This is a genomic window from Aeromonas sp. 19NY04SH05-1 (assembly GCF_040581895.1).
Classification (GTDB): Bacteria; Pseudomonadota; Gammaproteobacteria; order Enterobacterales; family Aeromonadaceae; genus Aeromonas; species Aeromonas enteropelogenes.
Genome location: NZ_CP095328.1, coordinates 772,663 through 788,715, shown reverse-complemented (window position 1 = coordinate 788,715; position 16,053 = coordinate 772,663). Strand labels below are relative to the sequence as shown.

General features: G+C 55.8%; 11 protein-coding genes and 1 pseudogene. 4 read left to right on the top strand and 8 right to left on the bottom strand.

Going from position 1 to position 16,053, the window contains the following annotated elements; genetic code table 11:
• Position 1 precedes the first annotated feature (1 nt).
• The 8 genes and pseudogenes from MRK42_RS03745 to MRK42_RS03710 all read right to left on the bottom strand — a co-directional run bounded on the left by MRK42_RS03745 (position 2) and on the right by MRK42_RS03710 (position 12,155).
• Complete coding sequence (locus MRK42_RS03745; protein WP_201942171.1) at positions 2–2,704, bottom strand: virulence factor SrfC family protein; 2,703 nt, start codon at positions 2,702–2,704, stop codon at positions 2–4.
• On the bottom strand, positions 2,701–5,769 hold the full coding sequence (locus tag MRK42_RS03740) for a virulence factor SrfB (protein ID WP_042070171.1): 3,069 nt from the start codon (positions 5,767–5,769) through the stop codon (positions 2,701–2,703). Before MRK42_RS03740 ends, MRK42_RS03745 begins: the two co-directional genes overlap by 4 nt.
• 18 nt (positions 5,770–5,787) lie before the next feature.
• Positions 5,788–7,257 (bottom strand): SrfA family protein, encoded by a 1,470-nt coding sequence (locus tag MRK42_RS03735; RefSeq protein ID WP_082043368.1) that lies wholly within the window; start codon positions 7,255–7,257, stop codon positions 5,788–5,790.
• A 65-nt stretch (positions 7,258–7,322) separates the two neighbouring features.
• Complete coding sequence (locus MRK42_RS03730) at positions 7,323–8,462, bottom strand: hypothetical protein (RefSeq protein WP_042070172.1); 1,140 nt, start codon at positions 8,460–8,462, stop codon at positions 7,323–7,325.
• Between the two features lie 94 nt (positions 8,463–8,556).
• Complete coding sequence (locus MRK42_RS03725) at positions 8,557–9,048, bottom strand: hypothetical protein (RefSeq protein WP_042070174.1); 492 nt, start codon at positions 9,046–9,048, stop codon at positions 8,557–8,559.
• 76 nt (positions 9,049–9,124) lie between these two features.
• Positions 9,125–9,847: a hypothetical protein gene (locus MRK42_RS03720; RefSeq protein ID WP_042070175.1), complete on the bottom strand. Its 723-nt coding sequence runs from the start codon at positions 9,845–9,847 to the stop codon at positions 9,125–9,127.
• Between the two features lie 910 nt (positions 9,848–10,757).
• Positions 10,758–11,772: pseudogene (locus MRK42_RS03715) on the bottom strand (IS110 family transposase).
• On the bottom strand, positions 11,655–12,155 hold the full coding sequence (locus MRK42_RS03710) for an Arm DNA-binding domain-containing protein (protein WP_234703754.1): 501 nt from the start codon (positions 12,153–12,155) through the stop codon (positions 11,655–11,657). The pseudogene MRK42_RS03715 and the gene MRK42_RS03710 overlap by 118 nt, the downstream one beginning before the upstream one ends.
• A 289-nt stretch (positions 12,156–12,444) precedes the next feature.
• Here MRK42_RS03710 and MRK42_RS03705 point away from each other — a divergent pair, with 289 nt between their 5' ends.
• The 4 genes from MRK42_RS03705 (at position 12,445) to MRK42_RS03690 (ending at position 16,019) form a co-directional block, all read left to right on the top strand.
• Positions 12,445–13,326: a DMT family transporter gene (locus MRK42_RS03705; protein ID WP_082043370.1), complete on the top strand. Its 882-nt coding sequence runs from the start codon at positions 12,445–12,447 to the stop codon at positions 13,324–13,326.
• A gap of 247 nt (positions 13,327–13,573) precedes the next feature.
• The gene (locus MRK42_RS03700; RefSeq protein ID WP_042070176.1) at positions 13,574–14,392 is read left to right on the top strand and encodes a DUF3100 domain-containing protein; all 819 of its coding nucleotides are present in this window, start codon (positions 13,574–13,576) and stop codon (positions 14,390–14,392) included.
• Entirely contained in the window at positions 14,389–14,838 is a 450-nt protein-coding gene (locus tag MRK42_RS03695; RefSeq protein WP_026457657.1) for a hypothetical protein, read from the top strand. Before MRK42_RS03700 ends, MRK42_RS03695 begins: the two co-directional genes overlap by 4 nt.
• Positions 14,838–16,019, top strand: a complete 1,182-nt coding sequence (locus MRK42_RS03690) for a M20 family metallopeptidase (protein WP_042070178.1) — start codon at positions 14,838–14,840, stop codon at positions 16,017–16,019. Before MRK42_RS03695 ends, MRK42_RS03690 begins: the two co-directional genes overlap by 1 nt.
• Positions 16,020–16,053 lie beyond the last annotated feature (34 nt).

Genomic DNA, 16,053 nt, shown 5'->3' with positions numbered 1-16,053 from the left:
CTTACTCTTGTTTTAATTGATGGATGATCTGGCCCAGACGCTGATTCTGATCGTGAGAAATATCCCGTGTGGCGCTATGGCCCGCGTTATCTTGGGTGATCAGCACCAGGGAAGAGAGCCAATCCCCCAAATACGCCATGGCAGGATTGAGCGGAGTGGCAGGCAGGCAAGGTAACTCGTTTTGGCCTATTGCTGAACCACGGGCAAATAGCTTGCCCTTAGTGCCCGCAAAGCTGTGTGGTACCTTCTCTGGTGGCATGGCCAAAAAACCAAACCAAGCCACGAAATCGCGCAATGTAAGCTGAGCCTTCATCACTTGCCGTGCAAGCTGTTGTTCTCGCCGCACCCCCGCCTGCTCCTGACCAGCCAGGGTTCGTTTCAACGTTCCCTCCAGATCCAGACGGTTAGCCGCAGTGACTAACTCTTCAGTAAGTAAGTCTATCAATTCGGTCTCGATACCGAGCTGAGCCAGCAGGGTTTTCCGGGTGGGCAGATCCCGCAAATGAGCGACCCATGCCTTGAATGCCTCACGGGCGAAGCTATCATCCTGGCCTACCCGCTCTTCAGCCTTGGCGGCTGTGTTCACCACGGCGACATCAGCCTGATCGAAAGGATTGCTCGTAAATGGGCTGCTATCAAAAGGGCTAGCGCCAAAAGGTGTCTGCCCAAACGGGTTCGCCGGGCTACTGCCATAAGGAGAGATTGCGGTGGCTTCTCCCCCATCATCCTTGGGGATATCCTCACGAATACTGAGGTAGATATTGCTCAGTTCCGCTGAGGGCAGATCCAGCTGGCTAATGAGCTCACCAAGGGAGTTAACACGTGCGCCAAGCCCAGTCCAAAGCTGCTTGCCTATCTCCCGCTTTTTCGCCAGCTGGCCGTCACCATCTTGCTCATACCAGCGCCCTAGCAGTTGTTCCGCCAGCTCTTTGCGCTTGGCGTCGAGCTGCTGCTGGAGTCGATCAAGCTTGAATTCAAGATGCGCCACCCCCCTCAGCTCTTGTCCAAGCAGGGCCATACCACCATCATTGAGCGACAGCATCGCCGTCCACGCAGCTTCGGGATCAGCCAAATGTTGCGCAACACCTTTTCCTGCAACAAAAGAGGTCGCCATCTGTTGCAAGACATCAGCATATTGCGGTGCGACAGCCACTTCTCGCCCACCGTCTATGCTCAAGAAAGGGACCGGCATGCCAGGCTTGCGCACCAAGAAACAGTTGTTAAATGGGCGCCCCGGAGCCCACTCCTGGATCCACTCATATTGGCCAAAACGTTCCAGCAGGGTTTGCTGCATCAGGCCATCCCAACCTTCCTTGAGCTGAGCAGATGTCAGGTTAAGCCCGCTATTGATCCGTATATCAAACATGGTCAACGCCCAAAACAAGCCTGGTTTGCGGCTCTGCCGCTCACTGGCACACTTGCCCTGGGTCTTTTCTACCCAGCGCGTCAACACGGGCCCCACACTGGTCACATCACTCTGCTTGGCGGCGCTGGCACAAACCACCAAGGCATTCATCTCCTGATTATCGGTATAACGCTCGAACAAATACGCGACCTTGCCACGTAGCAGCAGCTGAGAAATAGGACTACCACCTGCGCTGGCAGCCTCTTCCAGTTTACTAATTGCGAGGCGACCTCGGTAGCCGGGGAAATCGAGTAGATCCACCTGCTCCACCAAGCTACCCGCAGCCCCCTCGACCATAGGAAAGATCAACTCGGTGGTCAGGGCTGCCAGCTGGGCCTGGGCAATCGAGGCTGGCATATGCCGGCCGTCCGCCCCCAAGAAACAGATCTCGACGGTCCTGTCCTCGGCTGAACCCAACAAGCCGAGACTGTCCACGTTCATGATGCTGACGCTGCCGTTACCTTGATTCAACAGGCAATCAAGAGGCGCGTAAACGGTCTTGGCATGGCCCAGTCTGGCAAGGCTGGTTGCCAGGTTACGATAAATCTCAGTCAGCTCGGTTTGCTCACCCCATAGCAGGGAGAACAACTCTGCCCGCTCAGCGGGCATCAGTGTGGGTGCCAGTTGTAATACTCGTGGCCAATAGCCATGCTCGAGCTTTTCCACCGACTTCCTAAAACTGCCGTTCAAATAGTCCCACAGGGCCACCACATCATCACGGCTGACACCATTGTTGGCGACCGGGTTGATGGGGCGATGCTCAAACGGCTGCAACCGCGCCTCGATACGCGCCTCATCGAGCTGATAGCTCAGCAGCTCGTGGTTGAAATCGTTGAACCAGGTGTTGGCCAGGATCTTGGCTAAGTCAATCTCGCTAAACAGCTGTAAGGGCACGGGGTACTTCACCGGAGCAGCGGTTTTGGCACGAGTAAACCTCGTGACCAGACCTGTAGCCTCTTTGCCGCCGCCCACAGGGTTCACCTCTTTGATGAAGTCAACCTTACGCTCCCCATAGCACCCCTCCAGCGCACCATTACCGCCGGCTGCCAAGGCTGATATCAGATAGGATTTACCCGCTTGGGAAATGCCGAAAAAACCCACCGTCATGGGGGTCCCCGCCACTCGCTTGAGGCTGTGAGCCACATTGCGAGCCCGATGCAAACTGAGGTTAAGCTTATCCGCCTCATTATCGAGCCGGTGGGAGTCATGGCGCACTACATCGACCCAGCCAAGTGCATCCTGGGCGCTGCGCTCGATTGTCGCCCACCCCTGACTTAAGGTCTCCTGTTGAGGCTTCATTGTTGTTTTACACTCCCGCTATCTAACCAGTGTCTGCTATCTATGAGTCCGGCATCTGGCATAGTGTTGAGCTCCAGCTCCAGATCCCGCTTATTAAATGTTTTGTCAGTATTGCTACCTACCTCACTGACTATCAGCTTGTCACTGATAAGCCCCAATGCCCTGGCCCGGTTATCCTTGCCGATGGCCAGCTTGACCTCCAGATAGGGTGAGCTGCCATCCAAAGACTTAGCCTGGGTATATTTGGCTCGACCCTCATCACTGAAACGCAAGGTATAGAAGGGGGCGGCGGTCCAGCGTTCAGCATCAAGCTGGCGATATCCTAGACGCAAGTCACCGCGCATGATCCAGACTGGGGTATCCGTATCTTCACTGCCAACCTTCGGCAACCGGATCTGGCCCTCGAACGACTGAATATCACGGTAGGTCACATCGTGATCGCGAATGATATTTTGCAGATCGATGATCCCCATATGGCGAATGGTGGAGTAAGGCTTGAGCGCTGCTGTACGGAAATGGAAGTTAGGAATACTGTGATTGGCACACAGCAAGGTGATCATGGCCCCCACCGAGGCAGTACTCTTTGGATCATCAATTTGACCATTCTTGTGGAACGGATACCAAGTGCCAGTATGGTAACCATGTAGCGGCAAAATGCGTCCCGGCGGTAATGGCAGACACATCCGAATGAAGGCCTGAATGCCCGGTAGCAAGGAGGGGCGCCCGGTTAACAGCAGCATGTCGCAATGGTAGTTAGCCATCACCTCACACAACGCGGTCAACACCTTGCAGATGTTGAAACGACCAGACAGCAGTGCCTGATGCACTTGTGCCACATTGAAGGTGATGGGCACCTCGCGCAGCTTGAAGTCACAGCCGCCGCCCGCTTTTTGTACCTCCCGCTGTACAAACGCCTCGACTGCCGCACTGATGTTATTGGCTGGCACCAAGTCGCCATAACGCAGGCTCTCGCTCACGTTCGCACCCAAGCCCTGCGGATCGTACTGTTCATAGCGACCGAGTAAATCAAGGGCTATCGGGACAAATACCTGTAAGTTGAGTTGCTGGCGCAGCACAGCTTCCGCCGCGCTCACGTTATTGGCACCACAAAGCTGCGACATGAGGGTATCAACCGAGCCAACACCACTCTGTTTGAACGAGGTTTCCAGCGCAGGCAGCACCAACAGCTGGATAACATCGAGCAGCACATCGTCCCCCGCTATCTTGAAACTGTCGCGAAAGCGCTGCTGTGGCACGATATGGGCATTGACACCAGCCCCCTGTTGCCCGCTGCGATCGAGAGCATAATCGGTGATGACCAGATCCGTGGTGCCGCCCCCAATATCGATGGAGGCTAGGGTAATACTCTCACGGTTCTTTCTATCGGGGCGGCCCAGCGCGGCAAAAAACTCCTCCGGATGACCGGCAAAGTTCTGGTTTATCTCGGTATAGAGATAGACCAGCTGAGCACAGGAGGCCTCATCCCACTCCACTCGGACGCGGGGCAATGGCACTTGGATATTATCCTGTATATCCCCATCTTCCTGACGACGATAAGGGTCTTGTTCCCCCTGATGCCAGCGCAGCGCCTTCCACACCAACCCGACGGCCTGGTGCATCCGTTCATCAAGAATACAGCGTTCGGCCATCGGCATGCCGGGCGGCACAGTGAGAATGATATTGCGCAACTGACGCGGAATACCGGCATGCCCCTGGCGAGTTCGCTGCGCCGGGCTGTTGATCTGGGTCAACGCCTGGGTCAATACCTCTGCCAGCATAAAGGTCATCAAGGCACTGCGCGAGTAGCGGGGCGTAAACACCGGGATGCGATCCATCTCATCCTCTATGGTGTGCAGCGCTTCCCCTTTTTCATTGATAAGGTTCGCAAAAGGGGCCGCCGTTGCCAGCGAATGGGTATCGTGCTGCTGATAAGCCGAGTTGAAGCGCCAGCCCTGACCATAGAATTTTTCATCCCAGAGGTAGCGCTTCGGGCTAGATAGACCTGTCGACCCTTCACTGCCGCGACGGCGGCTGGCCAAACGGCCAGCCTCATTGCCGATCCGGGCTATGGTCGGCCATTGAAATGCATCATGGCGACCACTGCGAACCGAGCAGTGATCCTTGCCAAAGAAGGCCTGAGAAAATTCGATGCGACTCTCGAAGGGCTGGCTATATACCTGTTCAGGGGCGTTTAGATCCCGCAGTTGCAACACATAGTTGTGCATCAGGCCAGAACCGGACTGACCATGATCCTCAATCAAAATGCCACAGGTACGAGAGTTACCCACATCGAGAACCAGATCCACCGGGATCGGCTTGATGGCATTGGTCTCGCCGTTAGCGATGATCCGAAATTGCGGTATCTCGACCCTTGGCGGCTCTTTGCTTTGCTGATCAGCGACCGGCTTCGCCAACAAGGAGAGCAGATTAAGGTAATGTGCAACTGGGTATTGTTGCTGTATCTCGCTATCCCGTTCCTCTCTATCACGCCCTTGGCTTGCATCATTAAAGACCTCAAGCAGCCACTCTTTTAGCCAAGGCTGGGTCAAATACCAACCAAGGGCATAGGTCGAGGTGGCAAGTTGGAAGGTGGCCCCTGCACTGACATCTTCTTGATTGGGCCCCAGATCGGCTGAGCCGTGCAACTTGGCCATGATCCGGGTATCAAAAGCCAGAGTCAGGCGATGGGTATGGCCATCCAAGTCCGGCTCTTGCAGTTTGACCAACCGAAAACGTGCCCAGTTGATCGGTCCCTCGTTGTAGAAATGGGGAGAATTAAACCGGAACAGCGGCAGCGGTAGCCAGGTCCCGTCTAGCAACTCGAGGCTGCTCTTAAGTGCGATATCATACTTCGCGCGCGCCTTTTCGATGGCGTCGGGCCCTGGCTGGAAGAAATGGAAATCCTTCTCTTCGTTGTACAGTAGACGAGTGAGCACGCCGCTGGCCAGCTCAACAAACTCACCTGCCTGCTCGCGCCCCAGCGTCAGACCGAAATCCATAAACTGGATTCCAGAATCACCCACCAGGGTGACCTGACGATCAAATGGTTTTATTTCTGGCAACATGATTATCTCTTCCTGCCCTTAGGGATTTTGCTGGCGCATCTTGATGGGGAACTGCTGCTCACCCTCATTGCGGCCCACGCAATCGGTACCATTGTCCGTTCCTGGCTTACATTCGATTTGAGGGATCATATAGCTGGATCCATCTGCACACCGCGCTTGCCTCAGATTATTAATACTCAATTGGCCGTCTTTCATTACACCGCTAGCCGCGCCCCGGCACACAACCCCATTGGACTGGCGCAAGCTAACTTGGCCTTTACCCTCTTTGAAGCTGTATTGCAGTTGCAAAGGCTTGCCGGTCTGGGTGTCCTGAATACCCCCGTTAACTTTCCAGTCACCGTCTAAAAACTGGGCGGGTCCATTGGCAATGGTCGGCGGTATCGTCAGCTCCTTACCTTGAGGTACCGGATGTGCGACATCAGTGCTAGGGGGACTTGCTGGCGGTAATGTGGGCGGCTCTAGGTCTGCAGTTGCGCTCGGCATCGAAGCTTGCGGGGGGCTTGCTGACACAGGCTCCTCACCGCTAGCCAAGGGGGCTGGTGGAGGCGTAAGCGGATCGCCTGACGCTAAAGCGGCGCTCTCCACCGTGGTATGCGGCTCTGATGCTCGACTAGGTATTGTCGCTGCCACATCAGCAGGACCATGCGCAGCGGGCAGCGCTTGCCCTGATGAGGGAACAGCTACTGCACTATCCCTGAGTATTGGCAAGCCCATCGATGATACGCCTGGCAGCGAAAAGCTGGGGGCACAGGATCGCAAACCAAACAGCAATAATGCCAACAGGGCCAGCAACAACAGCGGCCAGAACAACCAACGCCAACGCCAGCGACTCCACCAACTCGCGCTCTGGATTGTCGGTGTTACCGGCTGGGCATACATGGGGATTGCCGGCACCGCGCCTGTTGTTGGCACTATCTCACACGCAGGGGCAAGCTCTGCGACAGGGGCACTCGCGGCTACTCCCGGCGTAGTCAAGCTCGGGCTCACAGGCTTTAGCCAGTGCATCGGGTCACGTTGTTCGTCGTTATCGTGCACAAATCCCCAAAACGTGATTACCAATACCCCATCAACCAGATAGACAAAATCCTGATCCGGAAAATTGACTACCTGTTTGAGCAAACTTGCAAAGACCCGTTTATCACCCCCCCTATCCTTGTTATCAGTGGTCAGCAGTTGCTCGCTCAGTGCCAGCACAGCTAACTTGAAGGATTCAAGCTGCGAATAAGCAGCCGCTCGCTCAGACTCCGTGGCACTGTTCCATGGGATCACATCTCCCGCAAAACTACTGTACCAATCGGTTTTATCCCCCCCTTGATGGTTTTGCGGAATGGCCAAATGGCGTGCAAGCTCCTGCCCCGTATCCAGACGACGGATGGTCTCCCGTAATTGAGTGGCCATACGGTAGACAGGGAAACCGGTCTCACCGAGCGCCTTAAACGCAGAATTATGACCACTGCGCAGTAATGGACCCTGGATGGAATCCTGCATCTATAAACCCTCAAAAAATCTAATTATGTTATTGCGAGACTCAGCCCTTGTGACAGCAGGACGGCTCAACCTTTACCCTTGGTTGAATGCCACTCCAACCCCCATCCAAACGCCTTATCGATGCTCTTTCGATCGTCAAAATACTGGTTTATCCGTTCAACTTTGATGGCGCCATCAACATTAATTAACCGAGCGATGACACTCACAGGCATGTCTTCATCCCCTTCGGTCAAGCGCGTCGTAATGGGTGACTGACCGGGAATATGTATGGTGATGGTGGCCTGAGTATTTTGCCAATTGGAAGCACCGCTATAAATGAAGGCATAAATCAGCACCTCATCGATCTGCTGCCAATGAGAGCCGTTAATTAGCAACCACTCCCCATGACTGTTGTCCCCACTACGATCATCTCCCTCCAACGCCACATAAGGCACGTTGTCATAATCACCAAACAGACGACTGAGCGCTTCAACCCCGGTTTTTTTCTGATTTTTCAGCCGAACAAACGCAGCGACATCCAGATCGATCGCATTGTCTGGGTTAGGGTTAGTCCAATTGAGATTGACCCGAATACGACCATAATCGTGTTGCTTGACTAGGCTGACGTTGGGCTGTTCTTTGGTCAACTCGGTTAGCTGCTTACCGTCAGAGGGGAGATCAACTGGGAATAACGTAGGCCAGCAACGCAGCAGCAGGATCCCTAGTAGCAGCGCCAATAATATCGCAGCCAGACAGCCATGATGCCTAGCGGTAATCCAGTGTCCCTTGTGAAGCCTCGGGGTGGGTTCTTCTAGCAGAATTGGGTCTGCAGGCTGTTGCGGGATCCCCCAGTGAACCAACACCGGCTCACCATTGATGCCGTAGCACACTAGTTGTGGTGTCTGCTTGAGCAAGTTATGCAGTCGCTCGGCATGAACTGGCTCACCACGGCGAGCCAGCTCTCCTGCCAGTTGACGGATCGCCTCTTGGCGAAGCAAACATTTCTCCTGCAGCACGGCTTGTTCTGTAGCAGGGAGCGCATTCAGCAGTATGGGTTGCCCTTCACGCTCGCTCCACCACTCCAGATTACCATCGCGGCTACGACGCGCCGTCGCAAACAAGCTGGTAATGAGGGGAGGAAAATAACGACAGAGTACGGCAAGGCTCTGCTCATAATTTTCGAGCGTTTTTTCGTCAATCGGAAAATCCGATATTATTCGCTGCATAAAGAGACTTCATATCCAAAAGCACGCTAAAGAGTGCGTGCTAACAAACACTCTGCTGCCAAGATGACCTTAAGCTAGGTCTAAAAAATCAGCTCTAATAACCCAGACTTTGATTCAGCTCTTTAACCTTGGCTTCGAGTTGTGCTGCCTCCTCTCGCTTAGCTGCAACTTGAGCCGCATTGTCATTTGAGGAGGGAGTGAACTGCTGTTCTGCTTTCGCCAATGCGTTGATCTGCCGCTGTAGACCTGCTTGCTTACCACCTTTAACTTTCAGTTGGGCAACTAGTTGGCTCAATGAGGCTTTCAGTGCCTGTTGATCAGCCTGCTCTTGTGCCAAAGTCGTATTTGAATGCTGCTTGCGACTTTCCATGTCGATCAAAATTTGATGCGACAGTGCATTGAGCTCCTGATTTCGTTGTAGCTGTTGCTCTTGGTCATTAACCTTTTGGCGGTATGCTCCAGAGGAATCACAACTCATTTTTGTGAGGAGGCTAGCGCTACGGTTGGCAGGATCGCAATCAGCTGGGGTGGTAGCACAACCCGTTAATACCAGCAAGCTACTCAGATAGACGGCTCTAAATTTCATAACATTTTCCTGTCAATACCCAGATAGACCCAGGATATTGACACCCCCTTAACGATAATGATGCGATGGTCGATATTCAACCAACAGTGATGGCGCTGCGCTGGTCATAGAGGCCATTAACCTCTTTTTCCAATACGGCAATCTGCTTGTTCAGCTCAAGTACTTTGGCATTGACCATTGCCAACTCGGCCTCGGTTGCCTCACTCTGCTCACTTTTAGCAACTTGTTGGTACTCGGTCGCCTTCTTACGCATATTGGTCAACTCTTTGTTAAGTTGAGCCAGATCTGCATCGACTTTGCCGAGTTGACGCTGTGCTACCACCTTGTCAAAACCCGCTTGGTCTTTATTTTTAGCAATTTGGGTCAAGGTTTTACTGTTGTCAGCAATGACCTGCTTGGCAATATTGGTGCGAGCAACCACGACCTCGGTGTCTTTTTGAATATCGTTGTTCATTGCCTGCAAACGATCGGTGGTATTGGCATACTCGGCGCGACGAGAATCAAGATAGTAGTTTGCCCCCATTGCCACACCACATGCAGCTATACCCGCTTTTATTGCACACTGAGTTTTTTCTTCTGACTTCAAAAGCATGCAAGCTGCAACCCCCATACCTGCGGCAACGGCACATGCCTGGAATCCAGACGCACTAAAAAATTCAGCCTCTTGGCCATTAGTAAGTCTTGAATCTGTTGCCGGTTGATTCCCTGTCACCGAGCTCCCAGTGCTAGCACAGCCAGAGAGAATAAGGCTGGCGGAAACCATTAAACAAACAGCTGTGCGTTTAGCCGTAATTTTCATCTTCAAAAACTCCGAACGTTGTAAAAAATGAATCTATGCCTCTAATCAGCAGTGCTAACTCCGTTTGGCACCAGACCCTATAGGCTCCCCATACTACAGCGGCAAACTTTTCCACACACCTCGATTCAGCTTTGACAAACAAAAAACTTGAGCATAGTCAAATTCCTATATGGATATGACTAGACTTGTTTGTTAATTAAACAGTGATACACCGCCTGAATGAACGACTCAGCACTATAAGTAGTGAGTCACGATGCCTACCTCCCGATTGATACAGATAAACGCCGGGGCTTGCGGGTGGTACTGGTAGAGCCGCGCCAATTCGGCACGAAACGCCTCAACGTTTGGCGCCATCACATGGTTGGTATCCCCCTCGGCGTAGGTAAAGCTCTCCAGCTTCTCTGTGTTAATCCAGATGCCAAAGTACCAGGCATCCTCCTCGGTGTCGTACTTGCTGCCAGCCTTGGGCCAGCAGTGTTCGGTCGTAGTAGTAACGGTCAGCCTGATGGCTACCCCGGTCGATGCGGCAGCCCGTCACGGTGAGCTCAAACGTGGCGTTGTTTCCCAAATCAGCCAGCAAGTCATGACTTCGCCAGCCCCAGGTGACCGCTACACTCGGGGCTGTCTGACAGGTAGTTCCAGGGTATTCATAGATGGTCGCCTCGGTTTGCCAAGCCTTCAATCGATGACGGTGAGTTAGGTTGAGATTGCAGCCATAGATCCGGACTGTGATCGAGGCTACTGCCTCTGTCCCTGATGGAATTCGCTGACTGGCTCCTCTATCAGTTTGTCGCTCTCGAAAGTGCTTTGAATACCTCGGGTTTTGCCAGTCACGGTCTGACCTGTCTCGCCATCACGTCATGATTGCCTGTGCAATCGGTGGTTTTCTGCCTCTGCTATTGTCTTGTCATTACGCCGCTAGGATTGTGCCTGTGCCGTATTGCGCATCAAATTCTCGATCATTGGCTAGTAGAGCCCAGACGATGCGGGCCGTCTTGTTGGCCTGTGCTACCGCCGCCACATTATGATTGCGTCGCGCCATGACCCCCTCCAGCCAACTACCTGCGTGTTGTGCCTTGCTCTTCACCACCCGCAGCACGGCTGCGGGCACCATGGATGAGTAGGGTGCGCAGATAAGTATCGCCGCGCTTGCTGATCCCCAGCAGTGTTGGCTTGCCGCTGCTGGAGTGTTGCCTGGGCACCAACCCCAGCCAGGCTGCCAACTGCCGGCCGTTCTGAAACTGTTTGGCATCGCCGATGGTAGCAACCAGCGCGCTGGCGGTGAGTGGACCGATACCCGGTATCTTCGCCAGTTTCTGGCTGGCCGGACTGTCCTGATGCCAACTTTGGAGCTGAACGTCCAATTCCCTCACCTGCTTATCGAGCTCCTTGAAGTGAGCGCTCAAGCGGTCGAGTAACTGACGAAACCGCCCTGGCAACCCATTATCCCCCGCCTCCAGAATGTCAAGCAGGTGCTGATTGATGTGGCGAATGCCCTTGGGGATGATAATACCGTGCTCCGCTAGCAGCCCCCGGAGTTGGTTTGCCTGCGCGGTCCTCGCCTTGACGAATCCCTGGCGGGCCCGATGCATTGCCAGGACGGCCAGTTGTTCGCTGTTTTTAATCGGCGCAAAGCACATGTTCGGGCGGCTCATCGCCTCGCAAATGGCTTCGGCATCGGCCGCATCGTTCTTGTCGGTTTTGACGTAAGGTTTGACGAACTGCGGTGCTATCAGCTTGACGGTATGCCCCAGCGCCTGAAGTTTGTTAGCCCAGAAGTGGGCGCTGCCGCAGGCCTCCATGCCAATCAGACAGGCGGGTCGGTCGCTGAAGAACGGCACCACCTGCTCGCGTTTGAGTTTCTTGTTGAGGATCCGCTTGCCGTGCACATCGACGCAATGAACTTGGATGCAGGATTTTGCCAGATTGAATAGACCCACTTCGCAAATTGCTGGCGATGCTTCTCACTGTTAGACCTTTTCTTATCAGCGTGATGGCAGAGCCAATACTCGAGTGCATCTTTAACCGTGACAGGCTTCAGCCTTTCATCTTTCCCGATCCGCGTCATCAAGGCGGGATCGTTGCCCTCTTCCAACCAAGCTCGACATTGCGCCGCCTTTTTCCTTGCTTCGGAAAGCGACAGTCCCCCCTCCTGACCGGTATAGGATCCCAGAGTCAGGTTTTTTGCCTTGCCTACAATTCGATAGCGGTACACGAAGCTGACTTTTCCGCTATTCCTCCACAGAACAGATAGCCCATCCCTGTCCGCAACCTTTCTGGGCGTATCATCATCGTGACCACGCAGCATTGCTTTGAGTTTTGAATCTGAGATTGCCATTTTGAACCCACATTTGTCTTATATCCCCTAAGATAACTTTAGACAACCATGGAAAGTTAGACGATATAAATCAATAAGATAGGTGCGATTTATAGACATCACCAAACAGCATTAGACAAGCGGTGTGATAATACGGCATGAACTGATTGCTGGCCGGGCATCGTGCAAGCGATGCCCGGCAGAGATGAAAGGCGCCGGGTAGCAATACCCGGCGCCTTTCCTTTATGCTCTCCCCTCCTGTTTCATCATGATGCCCTCTATGAACCGCGCTCCCCTGCTGCTGATGGTGCTGGTCACCCTGCTGGCCGCCGCCGGCTGGCTCTTCTCGAAAGAGGCGATCCGCGAACTCCCTCCCGCCGCCTTTATCGGCAGCCGTTTCCTGCTGGCCGCCCTCTTGCTGTTGCCGCTCGCCTGGCTGCGCGAACCGCCCCCCAACCGTGGCCAGCTGATCCGCGCCGCGGGCTGCGGCACCCTGCTCGGCACCAGCCTGCTGCTCTGGGTCACCGCCATCAGCCAGAGCGATGCGCTGGGCAGCGGCGCCTTCATCATGAGCGTGGCCACCCTGATGGCGCCGCTCGCCGCCTGGGCTGCCTTCAAGGCCAGACCGGGTCGCCACTACTGGCTCACCCTGCCGCTCGCCATCGCCGGCCTGCTGCTGCTCTCCAGCAGCACCCAATGGGGCGTCTCTTTGTCGCTGTTCTGGTTTCTGGCGGCGGCCGCCACCCTCGGCATCCAGCTCGCGGTCCATCGCCACTTCGCCCAGTCCATTCCCCCCACCTGGCTCACCTGCATCCAGCTGGCGGTGACCGGCCTGCTTGGCACCCTGCTCTCCCTGCTGACCGAGCAGTGGCCCGCCAACATCAGTCACGGCATCTGGGGCTGGTTTGCCGCGAGCGTCCTGATCGCCACCACCCTGCGCTACTGGCTGCTCACCCACGCCCTGAGCAGGATGACCACGGCCCACGCCGCCCTGATGATGCTGCTCGAACCGGTCTGGACCCTGATCCTCAGCACCCTCTTCTATGGCGAGCCGCTCGGTGGCAACAAACTGGCTGGCGCCGGGCTGGTGCTGGGTGCCCTGGTGCTCTACCAGCTCCCCCTGCTGCTGCGCAGCACCCGGCTCAAGCCGCTCGAACGATAAGCCTCTCCCGTGGGCCATCCATCCGATGGCCCCCCTCTTGTACCCACGCCTGTCACGCTGATGTGTCACTGGATTTAACCCTTGGTATCCAAAGGGTTAAAGGGCATACCCCATGAAAAAATGCCATATGGCCAGCTTGATGGCGGTCACATTACTCACCTCCCCTGCTCCCTATCATGCCTCCATCATCCATCCGTCGGGCCCGCCCTGAGGATGGCCACACATGGGATAACAAGAGAAGAAGACTATGCAGCAAACCAGCCCCCTCAAGACGGTCACGGTCAGCATATTGGCAACCGCCATACTGATCTTTGTGGCCCAGTACCTGATAGGCAAACAGGAGATAAAGATTGGCATCGCCATCATCCCCATCCTGCCCATGCTCTTTGCCGTCATCATCGGCATGATTGTTTCCGCCAAGCCGGTCAAGGAGCGCATCCCCGGCTGGCGCAAGCTCTTCTCCGAAAAAGAGGAAGGGTTCTGCGGCAAGATGGTGGGCTTCAGCCTGCTGATCCTTGGCACCCAGTATGCGGGGATGATCATCCCCAACCTGAAACTGATCCTGAGCGTCGGCGTACCGCTCTTTTTGCAGGAGATTGGCAACCTGCTGCCCATCCTCATCGCCATTCCGCTGGCGGTGAAGTTCGGTTTCGGCCGCCGCGCCATCGGGGCCTGCTCCTCCATCAGCCGTGAGCCCTCGGTCGCAGTCATTCAGGGCAAGTTCGGCACCGGTTCCCAGGAGTACATAGGCGTGCTCGCCATCTACCTGTGCGGCTCCGTCATCGGCACCCTCTGGTTCAGCGTGCTCGGCAGCATAGCGCCGCTCACCGGCCTGCATCCGCTGGCGCTGGCCGCCGGCTCCGGCGTGGGCTCAGGCTCCATGCTGAGCGCCGCCTCCGGGGCGCTGATCAACGGCCTCGACGAGGCGCTGGCCCAGCAGGTGCTGAGCATCGCTGCCGCCTCGAACCTGCTCTCGTCAGCGCTGGGCGCCCTCTCCCTCACTTACCTGGGACTGCCCCTTGCCGAGAAGATCTTTGCTCTGACTGCGAAAGGAGAGAAAGCATGAGAAGCATCGTAATGGATATGCGGTTCGTCTTTCTGGCGATCCTGCTGGCCATGTTTACCCAGACTCTGACCACTGGCCTGCCGATCTGGCAGATGGGTGACAGCTTCGTGGCCATGTCGCTGGTGGTGTTTGCCTCTCTGGTGGCCAAGCACTATCTGCCCTCCTCCCTGCCGGCGTTTGCCTATGCCACCATCATCGGCATTCTCATCTGCCTGCCGGACACTCCGGTGCGCGGCCTCTTTATCGATGCCGTGGCCAAGATCTCCTTCCTCTCCTGCTGCGTGCCGCTGCTGGCCTTCGCCGGTCTCTCGGTGGGCGGTCAGCTGGAGGAGCTGAAGAAGATGTCGTGGAAGGTGATCCTGATCTTCATGATCGTCTCCACCAGTTGCTTCTTCGGCGCGTCGCTGGTTGCCCAGCTTGGCTTCTCCATTCAAGGGATCATCTGATGAACCACTATCACATTGAACCGGCCCTGCTGGCCTTGCGTGACTTCAGCCAGGAAGTGCGCCACCACCTGCACACCATCCCCGAGGCTTCCGGCGTCGAGTTCAAGACCTCGGCCTACTGCCGCGAGCTGATGCAAGGCTTTGGCTACCGCCTCACCGACTACCCGGGCTTCACCGGCTTTCACGGGGATCTGGTGATAGACCCGAGCCTGCCCACCATCGCCTTTCGGGCCGACATGGACGGCTTAGAGATGCACGACATGAGCGAGGTGGCGTTCAAGTCCACCCACGAGGGGATGGCCCACAACTGCGGTCACGACTCCCATATGGCGATCGCCCTGACCACGGCGAAATTTCTGGCGGAGCATAAAGAGCGGCTGACCCACAATGTGCGCGTCATCTTCCAGATGGCGGAGGAAGACATGCGGGTGCCGGGCGCCGAGAAGATGGTGGAGCTGGGCTGCATGGCGGGGGTGGACGAGGTCTATGCCCTGCACAACGACGGCGCCATGGAGACCGGCACCATCAAGTTCAACAGCGGCGTCATGTCCTCCTGGGGTTCGGCCTGGACCCTGGAAGTGCACGGGGTCTCGGCCCACGGCTCCACTCCCCACAAGGGGCTGGACGCCATCCGCGAGGCGGTGCGCATCATTGAGGACATGGACTATATCGTCGCCAAGCGCACCAGTCCGTTCAGTCCGGCAGTGTTCGGCTGCGGCATGATCAACGGCGGCACCATCCCCAACGCCATCGCCGACCATGTGCAGGCGCGCGGCACCATCCGCGCCATGGACGCCGAAACCGACCAGATCCTGAAAAACAGCTTCAGGGAGATAGTGGCCCAGAGCGAACTGCGCGGCTTCAAGACCAGCATGATCTATGCCGGTTATCCGGCGGTAGAGAACCACCAGGAGGCGTGCGAGCGCCTGCTGCTGGCCGCCGCCGACGTACTGCCTGCGGAAGGGATCAACGCTCAGGGTCAGCCGATGACCGGCAGCGAAGATTTCAGCTACATGGTCAACGCCTGCCGTGGCCGCAAGGGCGCTATGTTCTTCCTCGGCAGCGGCTGCCAGGCCAAGGGGATCTGCAACTATCTGCACGCGAATCCCTACTACCTGGATGACGATTGCCTGCTGATCGGAGCCCAGATCTTTATCAATCTGGCGACCCGTCGCCCTTAAAGTCCCATCCCCTGAAACAAAAGAGAGGCAAATG

Bases quoted from the DNA above. Each gene is read 5' to 3' on its own strand.
- MRK42_RS03745 (WP_201942171.1), bottom strand. From the start codon at position 2,704: ATGAAGCCTCAACAGGAGACCTTAAGTCAGGGGTGGGCGACAATCGAG.
- MRK42_RS03740 (WP_042070171.1), bottom strand. From the start codon at position 5,769: ATGTTGCCAGAAATAAAACCATTTGATCGTCAGGTCACCCTGGTGGGT.
- MRK42_RS03735 (WP_082043368.1), bottom strand. From the start codon at position 7,257: ATGCAGGATTCCATCCAGGGTCCATTACTGCGCAGTGGTCATAATTCT.
- MRK42_RS03730 (WP_042070172.1), bottom strand. From the start codon at position 8,462: ATGCAGCGAATAATATCGGATTTTCCGATTGACGAAAAAACGCTCGAA.
- MRK42_RS03725 (WP_042070174.1), bottom strand. From the start codon at position 9,048: ATGAAATTTAGAGCCGTCTATCTGAGTAGCTTGCTGGTATTAACGGGT.
- MRK42_RS03720 (WP_042070175.1), bottom strand. From the start codon at position 9,847: ATGAAAATTACGGCTAAACGCACAGCTGTTTGTTTAATGGTTTCCGCC.
- MRK42_RS03710 (WP_234703754.1), bottom strand. From the start codon at position 12,155: ATGCTGCGTGGTCACGATGATGATACGCCCAGAAAGGTTGCGGACAGG.
- MRK42_RS03705 (WP_082043370.1), top strand. From the start codon at position 12,445: ATGAACCGCGCTCCCCTGCTGCTGATGGTGCTGGTCACCCTGCTGGCC.
- MRK42_RS03700 (WP_042070176.1), top strand. From the start codon at position 13,574: ATGCAGCAAACCAGCCCCCTCAAGACGGTCACGGTCAGCATATTGGCA.
- MRK42_RS03695 (WP_026457657.1), top strand. From the start codon at position 14,389: ATGAGAAGCATCGTAATGGATATGCGGTTCGTCTTTCTGGCGATCCTG.
- MRK42_RS03690 (WP_042070178.1), top strand. From the start codon at position 14,838: ATGAACCACTATCACATTGAACCGGCCCTGCTGGCCTTGCGTGACTTC.